Raw genomic sequence first — 21,384 nt, 5'->3', positions numbered from 1 at the left:
TATACTAGATACGGAATCTATGAAAGAGGTTGATATAATGAAAACATTTCTTTCCGCCTTACAATGGGCACTATTTATTTTAGCTGGGAGTCTTATTGTACCAATTAGCGTCGCAACTAGTTATGGTCTTGATGGCGCTGAAGCTATCGCATTCGTACAAAGAACATTATTTGTTCTAGGCTTTGCTGGTCTCTTACAAGCTATATTTGGGCATAAACTTCCTATTCAAGAAGGTCCTGCTGGCCTTTGGTGGGGAATTTTCTCCCTATATGCAAGTTTAGGTGTCGTATTATTTGGATCAAACAATGAGACACTTAAAGTTCTTCAATATGCTTTCTTATTAAGCGGTATCATTTGTATTATTCTTAGCGTTTTTGGACTTATTGATAAACTCGTTCGCTATTTTACACCGACAGTCATTGGAACGTACTTATTTCTTCTTGTTGCACAACTTAGTGGTTCCTTCTTAAAAGGAATGTTCGGCCTGGATGGAAAACATACAGAAGTACAACCTAACGTATTTATTCTTTCACTCATTGTTATTTTACTATCCTTTTTCATCATGAAGCTACCTATTATCGGACAATATTCTGTTCTTTTCAGTATCGTTTGCGGCTGGATATTATTCGCATGCTTTGGATTATCCAATCCAATAACACCAGTGACAGACATAATCCGTTTTCCATCCTTATTTGTTTTCGGAATGCCTCGTGTTGAATGGAACATGGTAATTACGGTCATTTTCGTTACACTCTTACTTCTAACAAATATGTTAGCAAGTATTCGCGTTGTACAAAAGGTTGTCTCTAAATATGAAGAAAATGCTGCATCAGATCGTTTTAAACAGGCCGGTATTATAACAGGAATCAATCAATTACTAGGCGGCCTGTTTTCGGCTATCGGACCTGTCGCTATTTCTGGATCAGCAGGTTTTATTGCAACGACTAATATTTATAAACGCCTCCCATTTATATTAGGGTCAAGCTTTATTATTGTCGTTAGTATATTCCCAAAGATCACTTCATTCTTTGCGGCAATCCCAGTTGCAGTTGGTTATGCTGCCATTTATCCTGTATTTGCAAGCATGATCGGTCTCGCCTTTCGAGAATACGAAACAGTACAGGATAAAGAACGATTATTTAAAGTAGCAGGTCTGTCAATCTTCACAGGAATTGGGGTTATGTTCGTTCCAGCAGGAGCATATTCCACGCTTCCACCATTTCTAGCTTCATTCCTAAGTAATGGTCTCGTTCTTGGGGCTGTAATGGCAATCTTACTAGAAATACTATTTTCTCGTTCAACAATAAAACAAGTATCGTAAATTGGAAAACTTCCATTATTGCACTCTACCTTTAGAGTTGTTACGATAAAATAAACATTTAATCATTGGGGTTTTGTCCATCCCCAATGATTATTAATTAATATGATGAGAAAAACACTCATAAAAATAAATCTACTTCTTTTTAAAGAGGTTCGATGTCTTACTATTATTTCTTACATCTCCATGAACATATATTTGATTTAAATAAAGAAGGGAATTTTCAATATGACTTATAAAATGATTGTTTTAGATTTAGATGATACTTTATTACGTGACGACCATACTATTTCACCTCGTACGAAAGAAGCTCTAATGACTGCACAAGAACAAGGTGTAAAAGTTGTACTTGCTTCCGGACGTCCAACGTTTGGTATGCGCAATGTAGCGAAAGAACTTCGTTTAGAAGAATACGGCAGTTTCATTCTATCTTTTAATGGCGCAAAAATTATTAACTGTAAAACAAACGAAGAAATCTTTAGTAGTACGCTTTCTCCTGAAATCGTTCACAATTTATTTGAAATTAGTAAAACTGAAGATGTATGGATTCATACTTATATTGGCGATGATATCGTAACGGAAGAAAATAATCCTTATACTGAAATTGAGGGCGATATTACTGGTATGCCTATCGTTGTAGTAGATGACTTTAAAGCTGCTGTTAAAGAGCCTGTAGTAAAAGTATTAATGAATAAAGAAGCTGAACGCCTTGTTGAAGTAGAAAAGAAATTACAAAAACAACTAGAAGGACAATTAAGCGTTATGCGTTCTAAACCATTCTTCTTAGAATTTACTGAAGCCGGTGTTACAAAAGGAACGAGCTTAAACCAATTAATCCAAAAACTTGGCATTAAGCGCGAAGAAGTTATCGCAATGGGCGATAGCTATAACGATCAGGCGATGATTGAATTCGCCGGTCTTGGTGTCGCAATGGGCAATGCACCTGATGATATTAAGGAAATTGCAAACTATGTAACAGATACAAATATGAATGACGGTGTAGCAAAGGTTGTAGAGAAGTTCGTACTAAAAAAAGAAGCACTTGTTTAATATTTCCACTCATAAAACCTATTTGAAGTCAAACACTTCAAATAGGTTTTTATTTAAATTACCATGCTTTTGTGACTATATTTTGAACTTTGCACTATTCTCGTAGTGTAAACTTTCTTTTTGTATATAATGAAACAAAATAGACTATTTTATTTTAAAAAAGAATACAAATTTACTATAAACAAGCATACGTTAAGGGAGGCTATTTTACATGTTATCTACACCAATCGGACGATTAAGAGCAATTGGACTTATTGAGGGGATTTCTTTCCTACTACTATTATTTGTAGCAATGCCATTAAAATATTTCGCAGGATTTGCAACAGCTGTTAAAATTACAGGCATGGCTCACGGTGTTTTATTTATTTTATTTATCTTCGCAGTAATTCAAGTAACAATCGTACACCGTAAATCAATTTTATGGGCACTTGGGGCATTCGTTTCATCAGTTATCCCATTTGGCACGTTTGTACTAGATGCAAAATTAAAGAATGAGCAACAATAATGAAAAGGTAGTTAACGACTGTTAACTACCTTTTCTATTTATAAATTTGGAATTTCCCAATCAATTTCTCTCTCGCCCATATTAGCTAAAATCGTATTTACTTTAGAGTATGGCTTACTCCCAAAGAAACCTCGTCTTGCTGATAGTGGGCTTGGATGTACAGATTCGATAATATGATGATTTGAATTTGTAATTAACTTCTTCTTCGCCTGTGCATGGCGTCCCCACAATATGAAAATAACTGGCTTTTCACGTTCATTCAACAGCTCAATTACACGATCAGTGAAATGCTCCCATCCTTTTCCCTTATGAGAATTTGCTTCGCCTTGTCGAACTGTTAATACAGTATTTAGTAGTAATACTCCTTGCTCTGCCCATTTCACTAAATAACCGTTATTCGGAATGTCATACCCATATTCATCTCGAAGCTCTTTATACATATTTAACAATGACGGTGGCGTTTTAACACCAGGTTGTACAGAAAAGCTTAAACCATGCGCTTGATTCGGCCCATGATATGGGTCTTGTCCTAAAATAACGACCTTTGTATTTTCATAACTTGTATACTCTAGAGCGTTAAAAATATCTTCTTTCTTTGGGTAAACAACATGTGTACTGTACTCTTCTTTCAAAAAATCAGCTAGCTTACGATAATATTCTTTCTCGAATTCTGGTGCCAATAGTGGCTCCCAATCATTCTTTAAAACATTTTCCATACTGTCACTTCCCGTCCAATTAATTCACCATATCCTGCTTTGTAAATACTACAAATGAAATGATAAGAGACACAACTCCCCAAACAGTTAAGTTCATCAAAGAAAACCCCATCGATAAACCTTGTAATGCAGGTAGTTTCCCTGATAGATAATCTGTTAATGATAAATTCACACTAAAAATATATTTCGCACCTTCCCAAGATGTTGCGAACGAGCTTAAAATACCGCCTGCAATTAATGCAGCTAGCATAACGCCCATACCAGCTGGTGTATTACGAATTAAAACAGAGACCATAAATGATATAGTTCCGACAACGATAGCAACAAACCAAGCTAATCCATACGCCATCAAGATATATTGCCATTGCGGAATAAGATGTACAAAATTCGTATTTAACGTTTCCTTATCAATAACAAATCCAGTTAACACAGGTAAATTCCATCCCGAGTATCCAAATACAAGCCCTGATAATATGTATGCAAACACACCTACAAGGAGCAGTATGAGCGAAATGAAAAATAACATCGTTACGTATTTACTAAGGAGTATTTTCCAGCGCCTAATCGGCCGCGTAAGTAACATCTTCATCGTTCCATCACTTCGTTCTCCTGAAACAATATCAATGGCGACAATCATTACGAGAAGTGGAATAAATAATGTAATTCCTTGCTCAATAAACGCCCTTACAAAAGTTGGTGCGCCCGGTGCCATCGGGTTAATATCATGATCTAAATAATATTGTTGCTGCTCAACTCTTACCTTTAACCAATCACGCCATTCTTCTGGCAACCTAGAATTGTTCAACCGGTTCTGGGAATCAACAATTTGCTGTTGCAATGAAACCTTCCAATCAGTTGTACCGAGTCTTTTTTGTGTCGTTTCTATTTCACGATACTGCGCATACACAAAAAGCGGGATCAAGATTGCTAAAATAAGCATAACAACAAAAATACGCTTCTTACGATAAATCTTCTCCGATTCGTTTAAAACTAGATTCGCAAATTCACGCATGCTGCTCACCCCTTGTGAGTTCAATAAATAAATCTTCTAGCGTAAATACAAGTTCCTTAACACTATGTACATCTATCCCGTTTTCTACAAAATGTTTATTCCAATTACTTATAGATGCGATATTCATGCGGCATAGTAATCGATCACCTTCTATACTCACTTCTCTTACTTCCTCAGCATCTTCTAGCATATCTTTTGCCTTCCCAATCGGCGTAACAATCCATTCTACGCGGTCACTTGCTGTTTTAATTAATTCTTCAACTTTGGCAACTGTTATCATCTTTCCTTTATGAATAATAGCAACGCGATCGCATATCATTTGCACCTCACTTAGCAAGTGACTTGAAATAAACACGCTCATATTTTCTTCTTTTACAAGCTTATGTATAAATTCCCTAAGTTCTCTAATCCCTGCTGGATCTAAACCATTCGTTGGCTCATCTAATATGAGCAATTTTGGATTCCCAAGGAGCGCCTGCGCAATTCCAAGCCGTTGTTTCATACCAAGTGAGTACGTTTTTACCTTGTCATGAATTCTTTCATCTAAATGAACCATTTCAGCAATTTCAATAATACGTTCATCTGATATATCACCTAACATACGAGCAAATTGCTTTAAATTTTCCCATCCCGTTAAATATGTATACAACTCTGGGTTTTCAACGATACTCCCAATTTGACGCATCGCTTCTCTAAAATTTTCCTTAATCGAATAACCACCGATAGAAATCGTACCTTCTGTCGCCTTAATCAATCCAACTAACATTCGAATGGTAGTCGTCTTTCCAGCACCATTTGGTCCTAAGAACCCGAACACTTCTCCTTGCTTTACATCAAAGGAAATATTCTCTACAAGAGTCTTCTTTCCAATTACCTTCTTCAAGTCTCGTACGGAAAGTATCGTCGTCATTTTACCCCTCCTTGTTCTAGTTTTAATTTACTTACAACATTTTGAACTAAACGTTCTGCCATATACGTATAACCTACTTCGTTCGGATGAAAATGATCAGAGTATAATAAATCTTTCCCACGGTTTTGGAATAAATCAAATGTCGGTGTAATATACACATTTTTATCGTTTAGCGCTAACTTCTCTAAAGATGCATTCCAGTCCACAACAATGTTTGAAGACCCTTTTAAATCTTCTACATCTTCAAAAGGATTGTATAAGCCAAGCCAAAAAATCGGACTATCTGTATTTAATTTACGAATTTCTTCTATAATTTTCTTTGCTTCATTTTGAAATGTTTCTGTGTCAGGACGATACGTCTCTAAATCTATTTTCCCAAGCGATTCCCAGCCTGGGAACAAATCATTCCCACCAATGGTTAACACGATTACATCTGCTTGTTTAATTGAATATTGAGCGCCATTACTTTCAATTTGTTTTAATAAATCGGGCATTTTTGCACCACTAACTGCTAAATTTGTTAATGCAATTTTTTGCTTATAATCTTTTTGTAAATCCTCTTTCATTCGCCCAACATAGCCAATTCCTTCTTTATCACCAACGCCACGCGTTAATGAATCACCTAAACTGACGATTTGTAACGTTCCCGTTTTCTTTTTCTCCTTCGCCACTACATCGGTCTTTTTAATTAAATTTGAAGCTTTCGGATTTAATACATCATTTACACCTGAAACAAAGCCATATGCAAATAAACAGAAAGATGCAATTGTAATGAGTAGAATTACTTTTACCACTTTTGATCTCATATCAAAACCCCTTTTAGCCCTCATAGATTGTCCATAATTATACCAAACGCAATTTTGAAAAGCGATTTTCATACCTTATCTATTATGTTGTTTCCCTTTGTACGAATTCTGGCAATAACTCTACGTGCTTTACATCTATTTGCTCATCATTAATCTTTTCATATAATAATTCAAATGCCTTCACACCAACATTTTTACTAGAATATGAAATCGTCGTAATGCCTAAAATGTCTGCTACATCTTGATCATCACAACCAATAATCGTAATATCTTCTGGAATACGAATTCTTTGTTTTTTCGCCTCCGTTACCATTCCCGCTGCAATATGGTTACAAGATACAAGAAACGCAGTTGGCTTTACTGACATAGAGGCCCACTCCCTAATTACATTACGCCCATCTTCCACCGTAAAACAGCCTTCAAACTTCCAAGTTCCTATCGGTTTTTCAGCAATCTGTTGAAGTGAATCCGCATATGCTTGTTTTCTTCTCTGGCTATTAATGCTATTACTTCTTCCAATGCAATACCCAATACGTGTATGACCAGCATCTATTAAGTTTTTCATCCCTTGTGAAAACACTTTATAGTAATCAACATGTACACTTGAAATGCATTTTGAATCTATTTCTTCACACATAACAATCGGGCCGAATTTCGTATATTCTTCGAGCTTCTCCTTACTATTTGCCCGAGAACATATAATAACCCCATCAAGCTTTTTCATTTTTAACATATTCAAAATTTCTAATTCTCTTTCCTCGCTATAATTCGTCTGACAAAGCATCATATTATAATTATTCTTTGCTGTTTCCTTTGATATTCCCTCAATAATGGCACTATAATATTGATCATTAACGTGCGGTAATAAAACGCCAATTACATTCGTTTTTCCTTTCACTAAATGAATTGCATTCACATTTTGCGTATAGTTTAATTCTTCTATAATTGCTAAAATTTCTTTTCGCTTCTGTTCATTCACATATGGATGATTATTTAGTACACGTGAAACAGTTGAAACAGATACCCCAGCAAGTTCAGCAATCTTTCTTATATTCGTCATCTCATTTTCCCCTTCCCTGCAAAAATTCTCCCTTGACCTGGTAAGCTTTCCACAATATATCCTTTCCTAGCAAATACATTTTGAAAGGATATACAACTATGCTTCGATTCAAATTAGAATATATATTTTTCATTGGTGGTCTACTCATTCTCGCCATCGGTATTAATATGATGACGACCATTACTTCCTTTGGACTTAGCCCTTATGATTCCTTCTTTATTGCACTATATCAAAATTTCGGGATAAGTATCGGTTTTTGGATTTTCATGATTAATTTTGCCTTTACCCTTATCGTCCTCTTTTGGAATAAAAGACAAATTACAATCGGTACAATCGTAACAATGGTTCTTATCTCTCTTTTTGTTGATTGGATTGGTTCCATTACAACTATTATGGACGCTGTCCGTTCTCTTCCAAAATATATAACACTTATTTGCGGAAATCTATTCGTTGGAGCCGGAATTGGTCTTTATGTCTCTACAAACCTTTGTGCAGCACCGCAAGAAGCTTTCGTTTTAACAGTTGCTGAGAAAAAGAAATGGACATTTAGAAGAACAGAAATTTCGTTAGCGTTTTTATTTTTAACATTAAGCTTTTTATTAGATGGACCTATCTATTTTGGAACAATCATCTTATCTTTTACAACAGGCTGGATTATCCAAGCATTTATTCAAGTTGGTACGAAGATTTTAAATAGAAAAAAACCTATTAAGCAAGCCGCTTAATAGGTTTTTTCTTAGAGGAGATACTACTTTGCATCCCCTTCAATTCGATAGTTTGCTTTCAAACAATCTATTTCTTCATACCCTTGCAACGTATGTAGAATATAATCATAATCAGCAAGAGAAGCACGATGCGTTACAATTACAATTTCAGCTTTTCCTTTCTCTTCAAGTGGCATTTGAATAATTTTTTCAAAGCTAACGCCACGCTCAGAGAATAACGAAGTAATTTTTGCAAATACACCAATTTCATCTTTCACATGAAGTCTTAAAAATTTCTTCACAACAATTTCGTCTGGCTCTTTTAATACTTTTTGATATTGCGGGACTACAGCACTATTTCCTGTTACCCCTAATCTAATATTTTGCATTACAGCTACTAAATCGGAAACAACAGCTGTTGCTGTCGGTAAACTTCCTGCACCTGGTCCATAAAACATCGTTTCTCCAACTGCTTCACCATACACATATACAGCGTTATATTCATTTTGCACGGCCGCAAGAGGATGTGTATTTGGAAGTAAAGTCGGTTCAACTGTAACCTCTAATTTTTCACCATCTCGCTTCGCAAGACCGATTAGTTTAATCGTGTAACCTAAACTCTTACTGTATTCGATATCTTCCTCTGTAATAGAAGTAATCCCTTTTACCTTCACATCTCCAAGCTCTACATTTGTAGAGAAACCAAGGGTAGCCAAAATTGTCATTTTTCTTGCTGCATCTAAACCTTCTACATCTGATGTTGGATCCGCTTCTGCAAATCCAAGTTGCTGGGCTTCTTTTAACACGTCGTTATATGCTCTCCCTTCATCTGACATTTTCGTCAAAATAAAATTTGTCGTTCCATTTACAATTCCCATTACTTTCGTAATAAGATCTGAAGAAAGTCCCTCTACAATACTTCGTAAAATCGGAATCCCTCCGGCTACACTTGCTTCATAAAACAAATCTGCTTTATTATCTTTTGCTACCACTAATAGTTCCGCCCCATGTAACGCCATTAAATCTTTATTGGCAGTCACAACATGCTTCCCGCTTTGTAAAGCTTGCAAAATATATGCTTTTGCATCATCAATGCCACCCATTACTTCGATGACAACGTCGATGTTTGGATTGTCTAAAATTTCATGTGCATCTTGTGTTAATAGAGTAGAAGGTACCTCTACTTCTCTCTCTTTTTCAATATTTTGTACTAGTACTTTCGTTACTTTTACAGGACAACCTACTTGGTGTATAAGTCGCTCTTGGTGATCTGTAATGATACGAACTACTCCGCTACCAACTGTCCCAAGACCTAATAAGCCAACTTGAATTTCTTTCATAATACTGTCCACCCCTCAAAAATTGTGTTTAGATGAAATTATATGAATAAAAAATCTGAAAAACAATGTTTTTTGAACATTCGGAAAAATATAGATTAATCTTTACAAAGAAAACGTTGCCACGTGTGACACAATCTTTTTTTATAATACATAAGGGGTTTCTTGATACACGTAATAATTCAGCCAATTAGAGAATAATAGATTCCCATGGCTTCTCCACCTTACAAGCGGCTTCTCATTTGGATTATTATGCTTAAAATAGTTTTTCGGCACATCAATATTTAACCCTTTTTGGCGGTCCCGTTCGTATTCTTGCTTTAACGTATCACAACTATATTCACTATGCCCGAGCGCAAACACTTGTCTTCCTTCTTGCCCAATAACAAGGTGAACACCTGCTTCCTCAGAGTTTGCTAATAATGTTAATTCTTTCACCTCTCTAATATCACTCTCTCGTACTTCTGTATGACGCGAATGCGGGGCGAAAAACAATTCATCAAAACCTTGTAACAGTTTCACATGTTGCTCACGGACTTCATGTTCAAATACACCAAACATTTTTTCCTTAAGAGGATACTTTGGAACGCCATAATGATGATACAAACCAGCCTGTGCCCCCCAGCAAATATGAAGCGTAGATGTTACATTCGTTTTTGAATACTCCATAATACGTTTAAGCTCTTCCCAATAATCTACCTCTTCAAAAGAAAGGGTTTCAACTGGTGCTCCTGTAATAATGAGTCCATCAAATTTCTCATTCTCAATATCACGGAATGTTTTATAGAAACTCGTTAAATGTTCCTGTGCAACATTACGAGACAAATGCGATTCCATATGAAGTAAATGAACATCTAATTGCAACGGTGTATTTCCAATTAAACGAAGTAATTGCGCTTCTGTTTCTTGCTTTGTAGGCATTAAATTTAATATAGCAATTTTCAATGCCCGAATATCTTGTGTTTCTGCTCGCTCTTTTGTCATTACAAAAATATTTTCCTCCTGCAACACTTTGCGAGCTGGCAAATCTTTATCAATTATGATCGGCATGTTGTTTGCCTCCGACTAGCGCTGCTTCTAAATCTGCAATAATATCCGAAACATCTTCTATACCAACTGATAAACGAATTAAATCTGATGTGACGCCAGCTAAGCGCTGATCTTCGGCACTTAATTGTCTATGCGTTGTACTAGCAGGATGTATAACGCAAGTTCGTGCATCAGCTACATGCGTTACGAGAGTTGCTAGTTTTACATTTGCGATAAATTCTTTTGCTGCTTCTAATCCTCCCTTAATGCCGAATGTTAAAACACCACTCGCACCTTTTTTCAAATACTTTTGTGCTAACGAATAATTTTCATTACTATTTAATCCCGGATAATTCACCCATTCAATACGTTCATGATCAGCAAGCCATTTAGCAACTGCAAGAGCATTTTCACTATGACGCTCCATTCGTAAATGCAATGTTTCTAAGCCGATATTGCTAATATACGCATTAAATGGGCTCATACAGTTTCCGTAGTCTCTTAATAATTGAACACGTGCCTTCACAATATAAGCTGCTGCACCAAAATTTTGAACGTAACTTACGCCGTGATAACTTGGATCCGGTTCAACTAGTTCAGGATATTTCCCGTTTGTCCAATCGAAGTTCCCTCCGTCAATTACAATGCCACCTAACGAACTTGCATGACCATCAATATATTTCGTCGTAGAATGAACGATAATATTTGCTCCATGTTCAAATGCTTGGCATAAATAAGGAGTTGCCAATGTATTATCCACGATAAAAGGTACTTCCAACTCTTTCGCTGCATCTGAAAGTTCTTTGAAATTTAAAACGTTCATCGCCGGATTTCCTAGCGATTCTGCATAAACAAGTTTCGTCTTATCATTAGCAAGGGCCACAATTTCATCAGCAGTTAAATTCGGATTAAAGAATGTAACATCGATACCAAGTTTACGCAAACTCACTCCAAATAAATTAAACGTCCCGCCATAAACTGTGGAAGAACAAAGCAAGTGGTCTCCGCTACTACAAATATTTAAAACAGCAAGCATAATAGCAGCTTGCCCAGAAGCTGTTGCAACAGCACCTACACCACCCTCTAAATCCGCTAACTTTTGCTCAAATGCAGCTAAAGTAGGATTTCCAATACGCGTGTAGATATATCCTTCTGCCTCTAAATTAAATAGCGCTGCTAAATCATCTGAAGTATCGTATTTATACGTTGTACTTTGATAAAGCGGTAAAACACGCGGTTCACCATTCTTTGGCGTATAGCCACCTTGCACACAAATCGTTCCTTTCCCCCATGATTCTCCCATTTCTTATTCTCCTTTCTTTTATACAAAATAAAAAACTGCCCCTTTCCTGAAAACAAGAAAGGAGCAGTTTGAAAACACGCTCTAAAGGCTCTTTCTTATCTCTCAGGGTTATTACCTGCAGGATTTGGCACAATTCCGTTATACGGCTGTTGCCAAGGTTTCATCGGGCCTGTCCCTCCACCTTTTCTTGATAAGACTATGCAATTACCGTTGATTTTATAGCAATAATTTCCTCATGTCAATTAGTTTTTCTGAATGTTCTAAATTAAATACAAAGAACTTAATGTACATAACAAAAGAAATATATTCTATATCCATTTGAAAAAGACCTTTTAAAACCTCCGCTTAATTTACTATTACCAATGCTTGGGGCAGCTACTATCGGAAATGCATTTCCACTTCCAAAACATAACGAAACTACAAATAAAAAAAATAGGCAGTGTGGACAAAAGTTCCACTGCCTATTCTCATTACACATGTTGCTTCAATAATGCATATAACTCCTCAAAATTATGCACTTCATATTTCGGTATAATCCCACTATCATTTAATTTCCTTTCTGGATTAAACCAACAAGTATCAATTCCCGCTACATATCCACCTTTCATATCAGCGCTTAACGAATCCCCAATAATGAGCCCTTCTTCAGGAACAAAGTTAGGAATCCTTTCAAAAACATAATCAAAATACTCTTTCATTGGCTTTTGATAACCTGTATCTTCAGAAACGAAAATATCTTGAAACAAGGCATGTAACCCTGCATTACGTAATCGTTTATCTTGCGTCTTAGAAATACCGTTTGTCACTATATATAAATCGTACTCACTTTGAATTTGATTTATAAATTGTAAGGCACCTTCCATGAGCTGATTTCCTTCTTCTAAGTAACTGCGATAATTATTTTCGAATAATATCCCATCTACTTCTTCCCCGTATTCTTTAAACAAAATTGAAAATCGTGTATTTACAACTTCATCACGATTTATTTCACCTTCTTCAAAAGCAGTCCAAAGACTTTTATTAATTTTTTTATATTGCGCTTCAATCTCGCTAGTGAGAGACATCCCTTTCTCTTCAAAAAGCATACGTAATGCCGATTTTTCTGCCTTTTGAAAATCCAACAATGTATCATCTACATCGAATAATAATGTTTTATATTTTTTCATAAGCCCTTCACACTCTCTTTTCTACAAAAACAAATTTACGTAAATCGTATCATTCTTTCTTGTAAAAATAATAGGAGATATCTCATACTAAACATGAGGTGAAAACATGAAAGTCAGCAGAAATAGCGAAGAAATCTCTCATTACATACAAACTTACAATTTCCATACTCTTTTTTCTTTTGATATCTTACCGTATGCTGAACTACATTCCTTTCAGAAGAGAGAAAAGATATGTAATGAAGGGGTCGATGTTCCTTATCTTTATTACTTAATTTCTGGGAAAGCAAAAATATATATGAGTCACAAAAACGGAAAGGTCTCCTTGATTAACTTTATTCAGGCACCTTCGTTCATTGGGGAATTAGGATTAATTGGCGTAGAATCTGTTACGAAAACGGTGGAAGTAATGGAAGATTGTATATGCTTAGCGCTTCCTCTTAAAGATTGTCAGCATCTTTTGTTACAAGATGCTACCTTTCTACAGAAACTATGCAAATTTATCGGTGAGAAAACCATTACCCGAACAGAAAGTTATGCTAAAAATAATAGTTATCCGTTCGAAAATCGATTAGCGGCGTTTATTCTATTAACAGAACAAAATAACAGTTATATAGAAAAACATACTGAGGTTTCGGAATACTTAAATGTTAGCTACCGTCACCTTTTATATGTATTAAACCAATTTTGCCAACAAAATTACTTAAAGAAAGATGGAAGAACCTATTACATACAAGATCGAATTCAGTTAGAAAAACTAGCTGACGAACTTAAAATATAAAAAAGTAGCATTAACGTTTATCTGTTAATGCTACTTTTTTGAGTGACGATTCTATTTTCAATTAAAATTTACTTGCTACTTTAGCTGCTTCTTCAAGACCAGCTGTAATGATTTCTTCTGCTTTATCTGGGAATTGGTTATGTCCTTCAATAACTACTGTTTCCATGTTTGTTGCGCCGAAGAAGCCCATCATGCTTGCTACATATTTAACAGCCATTTCTACTTCTGCTGCGGGACCTTCAGAGTATACACCGCCGCGCGCGTTTAATAATGCAATCTTCTTATCTCCAATTAGACCAACTGGACCTTCTGGCGTATATTTAAACGTTTTACCAGCACGGTTTAAATAATCAATATATGTGTGTAACACTGCTGGAATCGTTAAGTTCCATAATGGGAAACCGAAAACGACTTTATCAGCTTCTAGGAATTGATTTAAATACTTATCAGCAACTGCTACTGCTTTTGCTTCCTCTTCAGTTAAATCAAACCCTTTACCAGCTTTGAATGTACCATTAATCATATCTACGCCTACATATGGTAATTCTTCTTTATATAAATCAAGTTCTACTACTGTATCGTTTGGATGCGCTTCTTTGTAACTTGCTAAAAACGCTTCATATAATTTTACACTAACTGCTTGTTCCGCTGGACGGTTGTTTGCTTTTACGAATAAAACTTTTGTCATTATGTTTTCCTCCTAGTACTAACTCTTCTGTTGTTATATGCTTTCAAAAAAGGTATCCCTTGTAATTGTTGTTTTGTTGCTTACAAACATATTTTATCTTTATATCAAGACAATTTCGTCCTCACATAGACGTATTTTTCCATAAAAAAAGTCCACCTTCTAAAGGCGAACTAGGTCTTACGACTTTCGTCTTATACAATTCCATTTTTTACTGCATATAATGCTGCTTGCGTACGATCAGATAAATTCAACTTACTCAAAATACTACTCACATGAGCTTTTACCGTTTTTTCCGTAATAACTAAAACAGAAGCGATTTCTTTATTACTCATCCCTTTCGCTAATAGCTGCAATACTTCATTTTCTCTCGCTGTTAACACATCCACTTGAATAGAAGGCTCTTCTTCCTTTTCTTCTACAGGTAATGTTTGAGAGAGAAGAGCATTTGCTATATCAGGATGTAATTGAATATTACCTTTATATGCACTTCGAATAGCCTCAACAAGCTGATCCGGTTCTACATCTTTTAAAATATACCCGCTTGCTCCAGCCCTTAATGCTGGTAACACATGCGCCTGATCAGAAAAGCTAGTTAATACAATTACTTTCACATCCGGATATTCTTTTTTAATACACGCTGTCGCCTCAACACCATCCATTTCGGGCATATATAAATCCATTAGTACAACATCAGGATTCGTCTCCCCTACTTTCATTAGTGCCTCTTTCCCATTACTTGCTTCTCCAACTAACTCTATATCTTCCTGTGTACTTAAGAAAAATGCTAATCCTTTTAAAACGACTGTATGATCATCAACTAACAATACTTTTATTTTCACAAACTTCCCTCATTTTCACATCATAATGGTACGTTTATTTTTACACTTGTCCTTTTCTTATCACTTACAATTTTAATTGTTCCACCGACTAATTCTACTCTTTCTCGCATCGTAGTCATGCCAAGTGATTTCTTCTCTTTTATATCCTTTTCTACGAAGCCGGTTCCTTGATCGACTATTTCTAATGATACATTCTTCTCCGTCACTTTGAAATAAATCGTCGCTTCTCTAACATTTGCATGCTTACTTACATTATTTAAAGCTTCTTGTCCAATTCTCCATAGCGCTTCCTCTACTACGCGTGGCAAATCACGGACACCTGTAACTTGTTCTCGAATTTTCAATCCCAAACTTTCACCATATTGCTTTAAAGCTGGTAATAATCCTTTCTCCAAACCCGCTGGACGTAATTGCCAAATTAACGTCCTCATTTCTTTTAAAGCTCCTTGCGCTAGTTCACGCATATCATGCAAAGATCGATCCACTTTTTCGTTTTGACCTTTTAAAACCGCCTCAGCGCCTTTTGTCATAAAGGTTAACGAAAATAGCTTTTGTGAAACAGAGTCATGTAAGTCCCTTGCTAATCGATTTCTTTCTTCCATTCGTACGAGTTCACGTCGTTGCTCATTTAACCTTAAATTTTCTATCACGAAAGAAATATGAGTTGTTATTGCTTGAAGTACATCTAACGTATTTACATCAAATTCACCATTATTTGAACTAACACATAAAACACCAAATATGTGAGTTTGAATCTGTATTGGGGTGGCGATAACCGTCCTATTAGAGGCAATCTTATGACTGATTTGATCGTTTAATAAAATAGGTTCACCTTTTTCTAACGCTTCTTTCGCTGCTTCTTTTATATCCTCCTGCCATTCTTCCTGGCAATAAGATGCCCGCAAGGATAATTCTTTCTCTTCCCTAATAAAGAATGCGACTTGATTCCACTGAAACACTTCACCTAATTGACCTACAACTTTTTCAGGCAATATATTAAATTGATGAATCGTTCTTAAAACTTGAATGAACCGTTCTAATTTCACATAATAATGTGCTCTTCGCTTTTCATTTTCATATAACTTTGCTCGTTTTAAAGCCGTTCCAATTTGGAAAGCAACTGATTGAAGCAATACTAATTCTTCTTCTGAAAAATGTGTTTTACCTGGGCTTGCCACATTTAACAAACCAAATTTTTCTCCTCCAGCCTTTAAAGGAACCGTAGCATGATGAAGAATTCCTTCTGTATCTCCCCAATTATATTCAATTGCATTATTAATTCTTTTACATTCAATAATATTAACAGCTCGTTCTAATTTTCCATCCACAAAGCCACGTAAACACCAACATTCTCCTTCACACATCGGACGTTTGTTTTCATATGTAAGTGCCTCTGGTAATTGATAATCAATTAATTTTGTATACCTACCATTTTCATCCGCAAGAAATATCCATCCTGTCGTTAAACCTGTTACACTCAGCAATTTTTCTAGTACTGCTTGCAATACATGATATGTATCATTTGATGTATTTAGTGTTTCTGCAATCTCTTTTAATATAACTAATTCATTTGTACGATTCTCTTGAAACATAATTCGTCTCCTACATACAAGATTTTACATAGTTCCTAACATAAATCATCTACTTTTCACTTTGTACTTATTCGTAACATTGATATAATGGTGAAAACATAGTTTTCATTATATCACCTGAGGGGGCTTTTCATAATGACATTAAATAAAGCACTTACTATCGCTGGTTCTGACACAAGTGGCGGTGCTGGTATACAAGCAGATTTAAAAACATTCCAAGAACTTGGTGTGTACGGAATGACATCTCTTACGACAATCGTAACGATGGATCCACATAACGGTTGGGCACATAACGTATTCCCAATCCCAGCTTCTACATTAAAACCACAATTAGAAACGACAATTGAGGGCGTTGGCGTAGATGCTTTAAAAACAGGTATGCTTGGATCGGTAGAAATTATTGAAATGGTTGCTGAAACAATCGAAAAACATAATTTCAAAAATGTAGTAGTTGACCCTGTTATGGTATGTAAAGGTGCTGATGAAGCATTACATCCTGAAACGAATGATTGCTTACGTGACGTTCTTGTTCCAAAGGCATTAGTTGTCACACCAAACTTATTTGAAGCTTACCAATTAAGTGGCATAAAGATTAATTCTCTTGAAGACATGAAAGAAGCAGCGAAAAAAATCCATGCTTTAGGTGCGAAATATGTCCTAATTAAAGGCGGTAGCAAGCTTGGTACCGAAACTGCAATCGACGTCCTATATGATGGAGAGACATTCGACATTCTAGAATCAGAAAAAATTGATACGACAAATACACACGGCGCAGGTTGCACATATTCTGCTGCAATTACAGCAGAACTTGCAAAAGGAAAACCTGTGAAAGAAGCAGTAAAAACTGCTAAAGAATTTATCACAGCTGCTATCCGTTATTCATTCAAGATCAACGAATACGTAGGCCCAACACATCACGGTGCATATCGTAAATTCGTTGTATCAAAAGAGCTTGTCTAACCTATAAATAAAAACACCCACAGAGTGTGTATTTTCCCTCTCTGTGGGTGTTTTTATTTATAAGCTCTTCTGGTCATCTTATCTTTAAGATGCAGAACTGACCTGATTTCTACCATTTCTTTTGGAGTAATATAATGCATCATCAGCAGCTTGAATAAATTGCTCTGGTGATTGTTCATATACTGAAATTCCTACTGAAACTGTAATTTTTATTTTTGTTCCATCTAACAATTGGAATGAATGTTTTTCAACAGCTGCGCGAACTTGTTCCCCCATACGCATTCCGTAAGCTAATCCCTTCTGTGGTATAAGAAGCGCGAACTCCTCTCCACCCTTTCGAAAAGCCAAATCTGGAAACGTTGAAACTTCTCGTAAAATACGCCCTATTTGTTTTAATACTTCATCTCCTGCAGGATGCCCGTACGTATCGTTTACAGACTTAAAATGATCAATATCTATAAGTAGTAAACAAAGTGAATCATTTTTCATGCACTTATTACCAATATGATGATTCATTTCTAAATCAAACTGCCTTACGTTTCCTAACCCTGTCAATGCATCTATCGTTGCATATTGCTTCATCTTTTGAAATAACTCATTGGATTGCAATACATAATTCGCGCTTATAAATGTGATATATGCTGCAACACTACTACAAGCTAAATATAATGCTACTATAGACATATCCTTAAACAGCATAGAAAGTGGCACCGCTAAAATAAATAAACTATATACATTAAACCAGATCCATCTTGTAAACATAGAAACTTTCATCCGCCAAATGAAAGTAACCCCAATGCCTATCAATACAATAGTATAACAAGCCAATTCAGAGGCTAAAGAGTACTCGGTTAAAAATAATCGGGTAATTAAAATAATCGTAACTGTTATACTACTAGCTATCGGACCTCCAATTATAATTGCCAAAATAACAGCTAAATAGCGTAGATCTAACATAATATCCTCAATATGTACGCCAAAGTACATCAACAGTACACTTAATATTCCAGTAAAAATACCTACTACACATTTCTGCCAAAAAGAGAACTCTTCTTTTAACGGTTTATCTCTTAAAAGCTGACCTCCAATAAAAATAAAGGAAAGAATAATGGTTGTGTTTACAAATAAGTCCCTTAACATAAAATAATCTCCCTACTTTTCTATCTATCCCTTTCCTTATTTTATTGTATACGAAATCCCTATAATTCCCAAAGATTTTTATTTATTTTTTGCTGTTCCACGTGAAACAGCAAAAAATAAAAAGGACGAAAATTCGTCCTTTTCACTAACAACAGCGCGAGATTTTTCCGCCCTTTGCATTAAATCTTGCTTCTTGCGCTTCTGCAAAAAATTGTTTTTGACATACAACTTCTTTTTCTGGATGATGCTTTTTCATATGCTCTACATATGTTTCATAGCTTGGTACCCCAACAAGTAAGCTAATAAAGTGTTTCCTTTGTCCCCATACTTGCCGTAGTCTTTTAAGCATAGTTCCTCGACTCACTTTCATCTTTAGGGATATATGGTGCCTCTTTTAGCGGCATCGGCTTATTTCTTAATACTTGAATCCAAATTCGAATTGCAGAAATTAATACAGCGATTACAACTATCATAAAAATTCCACAAAGTGCCGCATCAATATAATCATTGAAAATAATTTGCTTCATTTGAGCCACATTTTTAGCTGGCGCTAACACTTTCCCCTCATCTAATGCTCCTTGAAACACCTTTGCGTGGGATAGAAATCCTATTTTAGGGTTTTCATGAAATAGCTTTTGATAACCCGCCGTCATCGTTACAATAAGCAATCCGACAGTTGGAATAAGCGTCACCCAAACATATGCCTTTTTTCCCATTTTGAACAAAATTGTCGTTCCAAGTAATAACGCAATACCTGCTAACATTTGATTTGCAATACCGAAAAGTGGCCATAATGTATTAATTCCACCAAGTGGATCAACTACCCCTTGATATAAGAAATAGCCCCATCCTAACACACATAACGTTGTAGCTATTACATTCGCTAATGTAGAATCCGTTTTCCCAAATGGCTTATATACATGCCCTAAAATATCTTGAATCATAAATCGACCTACGCGCGTTCCAGCATCAATCGTTGTTAAAATGAATAACGCTTCAAAGAGAATCGCAAAATGATACCAAAATGCCATCATGGCCGTTCCACCTATTACTTTTGAGAAAATATATGCCATACCTATCGCTAACGTTGGTGCACCACCTGTACGTGATAAAATCGTTTGCTCTCCAACGTTTACAGCGAGATCTTTTAGTTCATTTGGTGTAATAGCAAATCCCCATGAGGAAATAACTTGAGCTGCCTGCGAGACATCTGTACCGATAAGTGCTGCAGGACTATTAATTGCAAAGTACGTTCCCGGTGTTAATACACAAGCTGCAATCATCGCCATGGCTGCTACAAACGACTCCATTAACATTGCTCCATAACCGATTGGCTGTGCGTGTCCCTCTTGCTCAATCATCTTCGGCGTCGTACCTGATGAAACAAGAGCATGGAATCCAGACACTGCACCACAGGCAATAGTAATAAATAAGAACGGGAATAAATTTCCAGAGAACACAGGACCAGTTCCATCAATAAATTTCGAAACTGCTGGCATTTGTAAATCTGGTGCTACAATTAAAATACCGATTGCTAATCCTACAATTGTTCCGACTTTTAAAAATGTACTTAAATAATCACGTGGTGCTAAAAGCATCCAAACTGGTAATGCCGATGCGATAAATCCATATACAATAAGCATTATAGCAATTGTTTCTCCGCTAAACGTGAACATGCTTGCAAGCGCTGGATTTTCCGCTACATACTGCCCTCCAATAAGAGAAAGTATAAGTAGGATAATTCCAATTACTGACCCTTCACCAACCCGTCCAGGCCTAATGTAGCGCATATATACTCCCATTAAAATAGCAATAGGAATCGTTGCTGCTATCGTAAACATTCCCCAAGGGCTTCCGACAAGCGCCTTTACTACTACTAATGCTAATACTGCTAATAAAATAATCATAATGCCTAAAATACCAATCATTGCAATAAGTCCTGTAACAGGACCAATCTCATCTTTAATCATTTCACCGAGAGATTTACCATTACGTCTCATCGAAGCAAATAAAATGACAAAATCTTGCACAGCTCCAGCGACAACTACCCCTACAATAATCCATATTGTCCCTGGCAAATATCCCATTTGTGCTGCCAAAATCGGTCCTACTAAAGGACCAGCCCCAGCGATTGCTGCAAAATGATGCCCAAATAATACCCATTTATTTGTCGGAACATAATCTTTTCCATCATTTAATGTATGAGCTGGCGTTTGTCGATTATTATCTAAACCGAATACCTTTCTCGCTATAAATCTACTATAAAAGCGATAAGCAACTGCATACACACATACCGCAGCTACTAAGAGCCATACAGCATTAATAGTTTCACCTTGTGATAAAGCTATTACACCAAAAGCCCCGGCTCCTACTGCTGCAATAACTCCCCAAAGTAAAATCGACTTCAATGTTCTCACATACAATCCCCCCAATACTATTTCTTAGTGGGATTGTACTAAATTTTCTGAATA

General features: G+C 36.0%; 21 protein-coding genes and 1 riboswitch. Of the genes, 6 read left to right on the top strand and 15 right to left on the bottom strand.

Translation table 11 applies throughout. From position 1 onward, the window contains the following. The first annotated feature begins 37 nt into the window (after nucleotides 1–37). The 3 genes from PDQ40_RS14865 to PDQ40_RS14855 all read left to right on the top strand — a co-directional run bounded on the left by PDQ40_RS14865 (nucleotide 38) and on the right by PDQ40_RS14855 (nucleotide 2,873). A complete protein-coding gene (locus PDQ40_RS14865) occupies nucleotides 38–1,321 on the top strand; it encodes a purine/pyrimidine permease (RefSeq protein ID WP_000847023.1) in 1,284 nt (427 codons plus the stop codon). Between the two features lie 225 nt (nucleotides 1,322–1,546). Continuing rightward, nucleotides 1,547–2,368 carry a Cof-type HAD-IIB family hydrolase gene (locus tag PDQ40_RS14860; protein ID WP_000221376.1) on the top strand — a complete coding sequence of 274 codons (822 nt, stop codon included), beginning with the start codon at nucleotides 1,547–1,549 and terminating at the stop codon, nucleotides 2,366–2,368. 211 nt (nucleotides 2,369–2,579) lie between these two features. After that, complete coding sequence (locus tag PDQ40_RS14855; RefSeq protein WP_000953390.1) at nucleotides 2,580–2,873, top strand: DUF3817 domain-containing protein; 294 nt, start codon at nucleotides 2,580–2,582, stop codon at nucleotides 2,871–2,873. A gap of 38 nt (nucleotides 2,874–2,911) precedes the next feature. Here PDQ40_RS14855 and PDQ40_RS14850 read toward each other — a convergent pair whose 3' ends face one another. From PDQ40_RS14850 to PDQ40_RS14830, 5 genes are read right to left on the bottom strand one after another with little or no spacing between them, the layout of a single operon-like run. After that, nucleotides 2,912–3,589: a uracil-DNA glycosylase gene (locus PDQ40_RS14850; RefSeq protein ID WP_000432522.1), complete on the bottom strand. Its 678-nt coding sequence runs from the start codon at nucleotides 3,587–3,589 to the stop codon at nucleotides 2,912–2,914. A 19-nt stretch (nucleotides 3,590–3,608) separates the two neighbouring features. Then, nucleotides 3,609–4,601, bottom strand: a complete 993-nt coding sequence (locus PDQ40_RS14845; protein WP_001206493.1) for an ABC transporter permease subunit — start codon at nucleotides 4,599–4,601, stop codon at nucleotides 3,609–3,611. Continuing rightward, nucleotides 4,594–5,511 carry an ABC transporter ATP-binding protein gene (locus PDQ40_RS14840; protein WP_000207715.1) on the bottom strand — a complete coding sequence of 306 codons (918 nt, stop codon included), beginning with the start codon at nucleotides 5,509–5,511 and terminating at the stop codon, nucleotides 4,594–4,596. Before PDQ40_RS14840 ends, PDQ40_RS14845 begins: the two co-directional genes overlap by 8 nt. Then, nucleotides 5,508–6,389 carry an SGNH/GDSL hydrolase family protein gene (locus tag PDQ40_RS14835; RefSeq protein WP_113623472.1) on the bottom strand — a complete coding sequence of 294 codons (882 nt, stop codon included), beginning with the start codon at nucleotides 6,387–6,389 and terminating at the stop codon, nucleotides 5,508–5,510. Before PDQ40_RS14835 ends, PDQ40_RS14840 begins: the two co-directional genes overlap by 4 nt. A gap of 10 nt (nucleotides 6,390–6,399) precedes the next feature. Continuing rightward, nucleotides 6,400–7,377 carry a LacI family DNA-binding transcriptional regulator gene (locus PDQ40_RS14830; RefSeq protein WP_000181965.1) on the bottom strand — a complete coding sequence of 326 codons (978 nt, stop codon included), beginning with the start codon at nucleotides 7,375–7,377 and terminating at the stop codon, nucleotides 6,400–6,402. A 98-nt stretch (nucleotides 7,378–7,475) separates the two neighbouring features. On the opposite strand from PDQ40_RS14830, the gene PDQ40_RS14825 reads away from it, so the two are divergent. Continuing rightward, the gene (locus PDQ40_RS14825; RefSeq protein ID WP_000943413.1) at nucleotides 7,476–8,102 is read left to right on the top strand and encodes a YczE/YyaS/YitT family protein; all 627 of its coding nucleotides are present in this window, start codon (nucleotides 7,476–7,478) and stop codon (nucleotides 8,100–8,102) included. 23 nt (nucleotides 8,103–8,125) lie between these two features. Here PDQ40_RS14825 and PDQ40_RS14820 read toward each other — a convergent pair whose 3' ends face one another. The 4 genes from PDQ40_RS14820 to PDQ40_RS14805 form a co-directional block, all read right to left on the bottom strand. After that, the gene (locus tag PDQ40_RS14820; RefSeq protein WP_270691475.1) at nucleotides 8,126–9,421 is read right to left on the bottom strand and encodes a homoserine dehydrogenase; all 1,296 of its coding nucleotides are present in this window, start codon (nucleotides 9,419–9,421) and stop codon (nucleotides 8,126–8,128) included. A 141-nt stretch (nucleotides 9,422–9,562) separates the two neighbouring features. Beyond that, complete coding sequence (metA, locus tag PDQ40_RS14815; protein ID WP_001121520.1) at nucleotides 9,563–10,468, bottom strand: homoserine O-acetyltransferase MetA; 906 nt, start codon at nucleotides 10,466–10,468, stop codon at nucleotides 9,563–9,565. Then, nucleotides 10,452–11,750, bottom strand: coding sequence for a bifunctional O-acetylhomoserine aminocarboxypropyltransferase/cysteine synthase (locus tag PDQ40_RS14810; RefSeq protein ID WP_000504756.1), 1,299 nt, complete (start codon nucleotides 11,748–11,750; stop codon nucleotides 10,452–10,454). Before PDQ40_RS14810 ends, metA begins: the two co-directional genes overlap by 17 nt. Before the next feature lie 92 nt (nucleotides 11,751–11,842). After that, a riboswitch (SAM riboswitch) is annotated at nucleotides 11,843–11,947 on the bottom strand. A 273-nt stretch (nucleotides 11,948–12,220) separates the two neighbouring features. Continuing rightward, complete coding sequence (locus PDQ40_RS14805; protein ID WP_214328473.1) at nucleotides 12,221–12,916, bottom strand: YjjG family noncanonical pyrimidine nucleotidase; 696 nt, start codon at nucleotides 12,914–12,916, stop codon at nucleotides 12,221–12,223. 106 nt (nucleotides 12,917–13,022) lie between these two features. Between PDQ40_RS14805 and PDQ40_RS14800 the strand changes: the two genes are divergently transcribed. Beyond that, complete coding sequence (locus tag PDQ40_RS14800; protein ID WP_000868836.1) at nucleotides 13,023–13,694, top strand: transcriptional regulator YeiL; 672 nt, start codon at nucleotides 13,023–13,025, stop codon at nucleotides 13,692–13,694. Nucleotides 13,695–13,755: 61 nt separating this feature from the next. Here the strand turns inward: PDQ40_RS14800 and PDQ40_RS14795 are convergent, their stop codons facing one another. The 3 genes from PDQ40_RS14795 to PDQ40_RS14785 all read right to left on the bottom strand — a co-directional run bounded on the left by PDQ40_RS14795 (nucleotide 13,756) and on the right by PDQ40_RS14785 (nucleotide 16,813). After that, nucleotides 13,756–14,382, bottom strand: coding sequence for an FMN-dependent NADH-azoreductase (locus PDQ40_RS14795; protein ID WP_000170050.1), 627 nt, complete (start codon nucleotides 14,380–14,382; stop codon nucleotides 13,756–13,758). Between the two features lie 191 nt (nucleotides 14,383–14,573). Further along, nucleotides 14,574–15,221 (bottom strand): response regulator, encoded by a 648-nt coding sequence (locus PDQ40_RS14790; RefSeq protein WP_000695784.1) that lies wholly within the window; start codon nucleotides 15,219–15,221, stop codon nucleotides 14,574–14,576. 20 nt (nucleotides 15,222–15,241) lie between these two features. Further along, nucleotides 15,242–16,813: a GAF domain-containing sensor histidine kinase gene (locus tag PDQ40_RS14785; protein ID WP_000485091.1), complete on the bottom strand. Its 1,572-nt coding sequence runs from the start codon at nucleotides 16,811–16,813 to the stop codon at nucleotides 15,242–15,244. Nucleotides 16,814–16,948: 135 nt separating this feature from the next. Here PDQ40_RS14785 and pdxK point away from each other — a divergent pair, with 135 nt between their 5' ends. Next, nucleotides 16,949–17,773 (top strand): pyridoxine/pyridoxal/pyridoxamine kinase, encoded by an 825-nt coding sequence (gene pdxK / locus PDQ40_RS14780; RefSeq protein ID WP_270691474.1) that lies wholly within the window; start codon nucleotides 16,949–16,951, stop codon nucleotides 17,771–17,773. An 84-nt stretch (nucleotides 17,774–17,857) separates the two neighbouring features. Here the strand turns inward: pdxK and PDQ40_RS14775 are convergent, their stop codons facing one another. The 3 genes from PDQ40_RS14775 to cstA all read right to left on the bottom strand — a co-directional run bounded on the left by PDQ40_RS14775 (nucleotide 17,858) and on the right by cstA (nucleotide 21,330). Beyond that, complete coding sequence (locus PDQ40_RS14775; protein WP_270691473.1) at nucleotides 17,858–18,913, bottom strand: GGDEF domain-containing protein; 1,056 nt, start codon at nucleotides 18,911–18,913, stop codon at nucleotides 17,858–17,860. A 145-nt stretch (nucleotides 18,914–19,058) separates the two neighbouring features. Beyond that, on the bottom strand, nucleotides 19,059–19,262 hold the full coding sequence (locus PDQ40_RS14770; protein ID WP_000919826.1) for a YbdD/YjiX family protein: 204 nt from the start codon (nucleotides 19,260–19,262) through the stop codon (nucleotides 19,059–19,061). Then, nucleotides 19,255–21,330 (bottom strand): carbon starvation protein CstA, encoded by a 2,076-nt coding sequence (cstA, locus tag PDQ40_RS14765; protein ID WP_001259567.1) that lies wholly within the window; start codon nucleotides 21,328–21,330, stop codon nucleotides 19,255–19,257. Before cstA ends, PDQ40_RS14770 begins: the two co-directional genes overlap by 8 nt. Nucleotides 21,331–21,384 lie beyond the last annotated feature (54 nt).

This window comes from Bacillus cereus group sp. Bc061 (assembly GCF_027715825.1).
Taxonomy (GTDB): Bacteria; Bacillota; Bacilli; order Bacillales; family Bacillaceae_G; genus Bacillus_A; species Bacillus_A paranthracis.
Note: the sequence above shows the minus strand (reverse complement) of the source record. Positions and strands in the feature narration are given on the sequence as shown.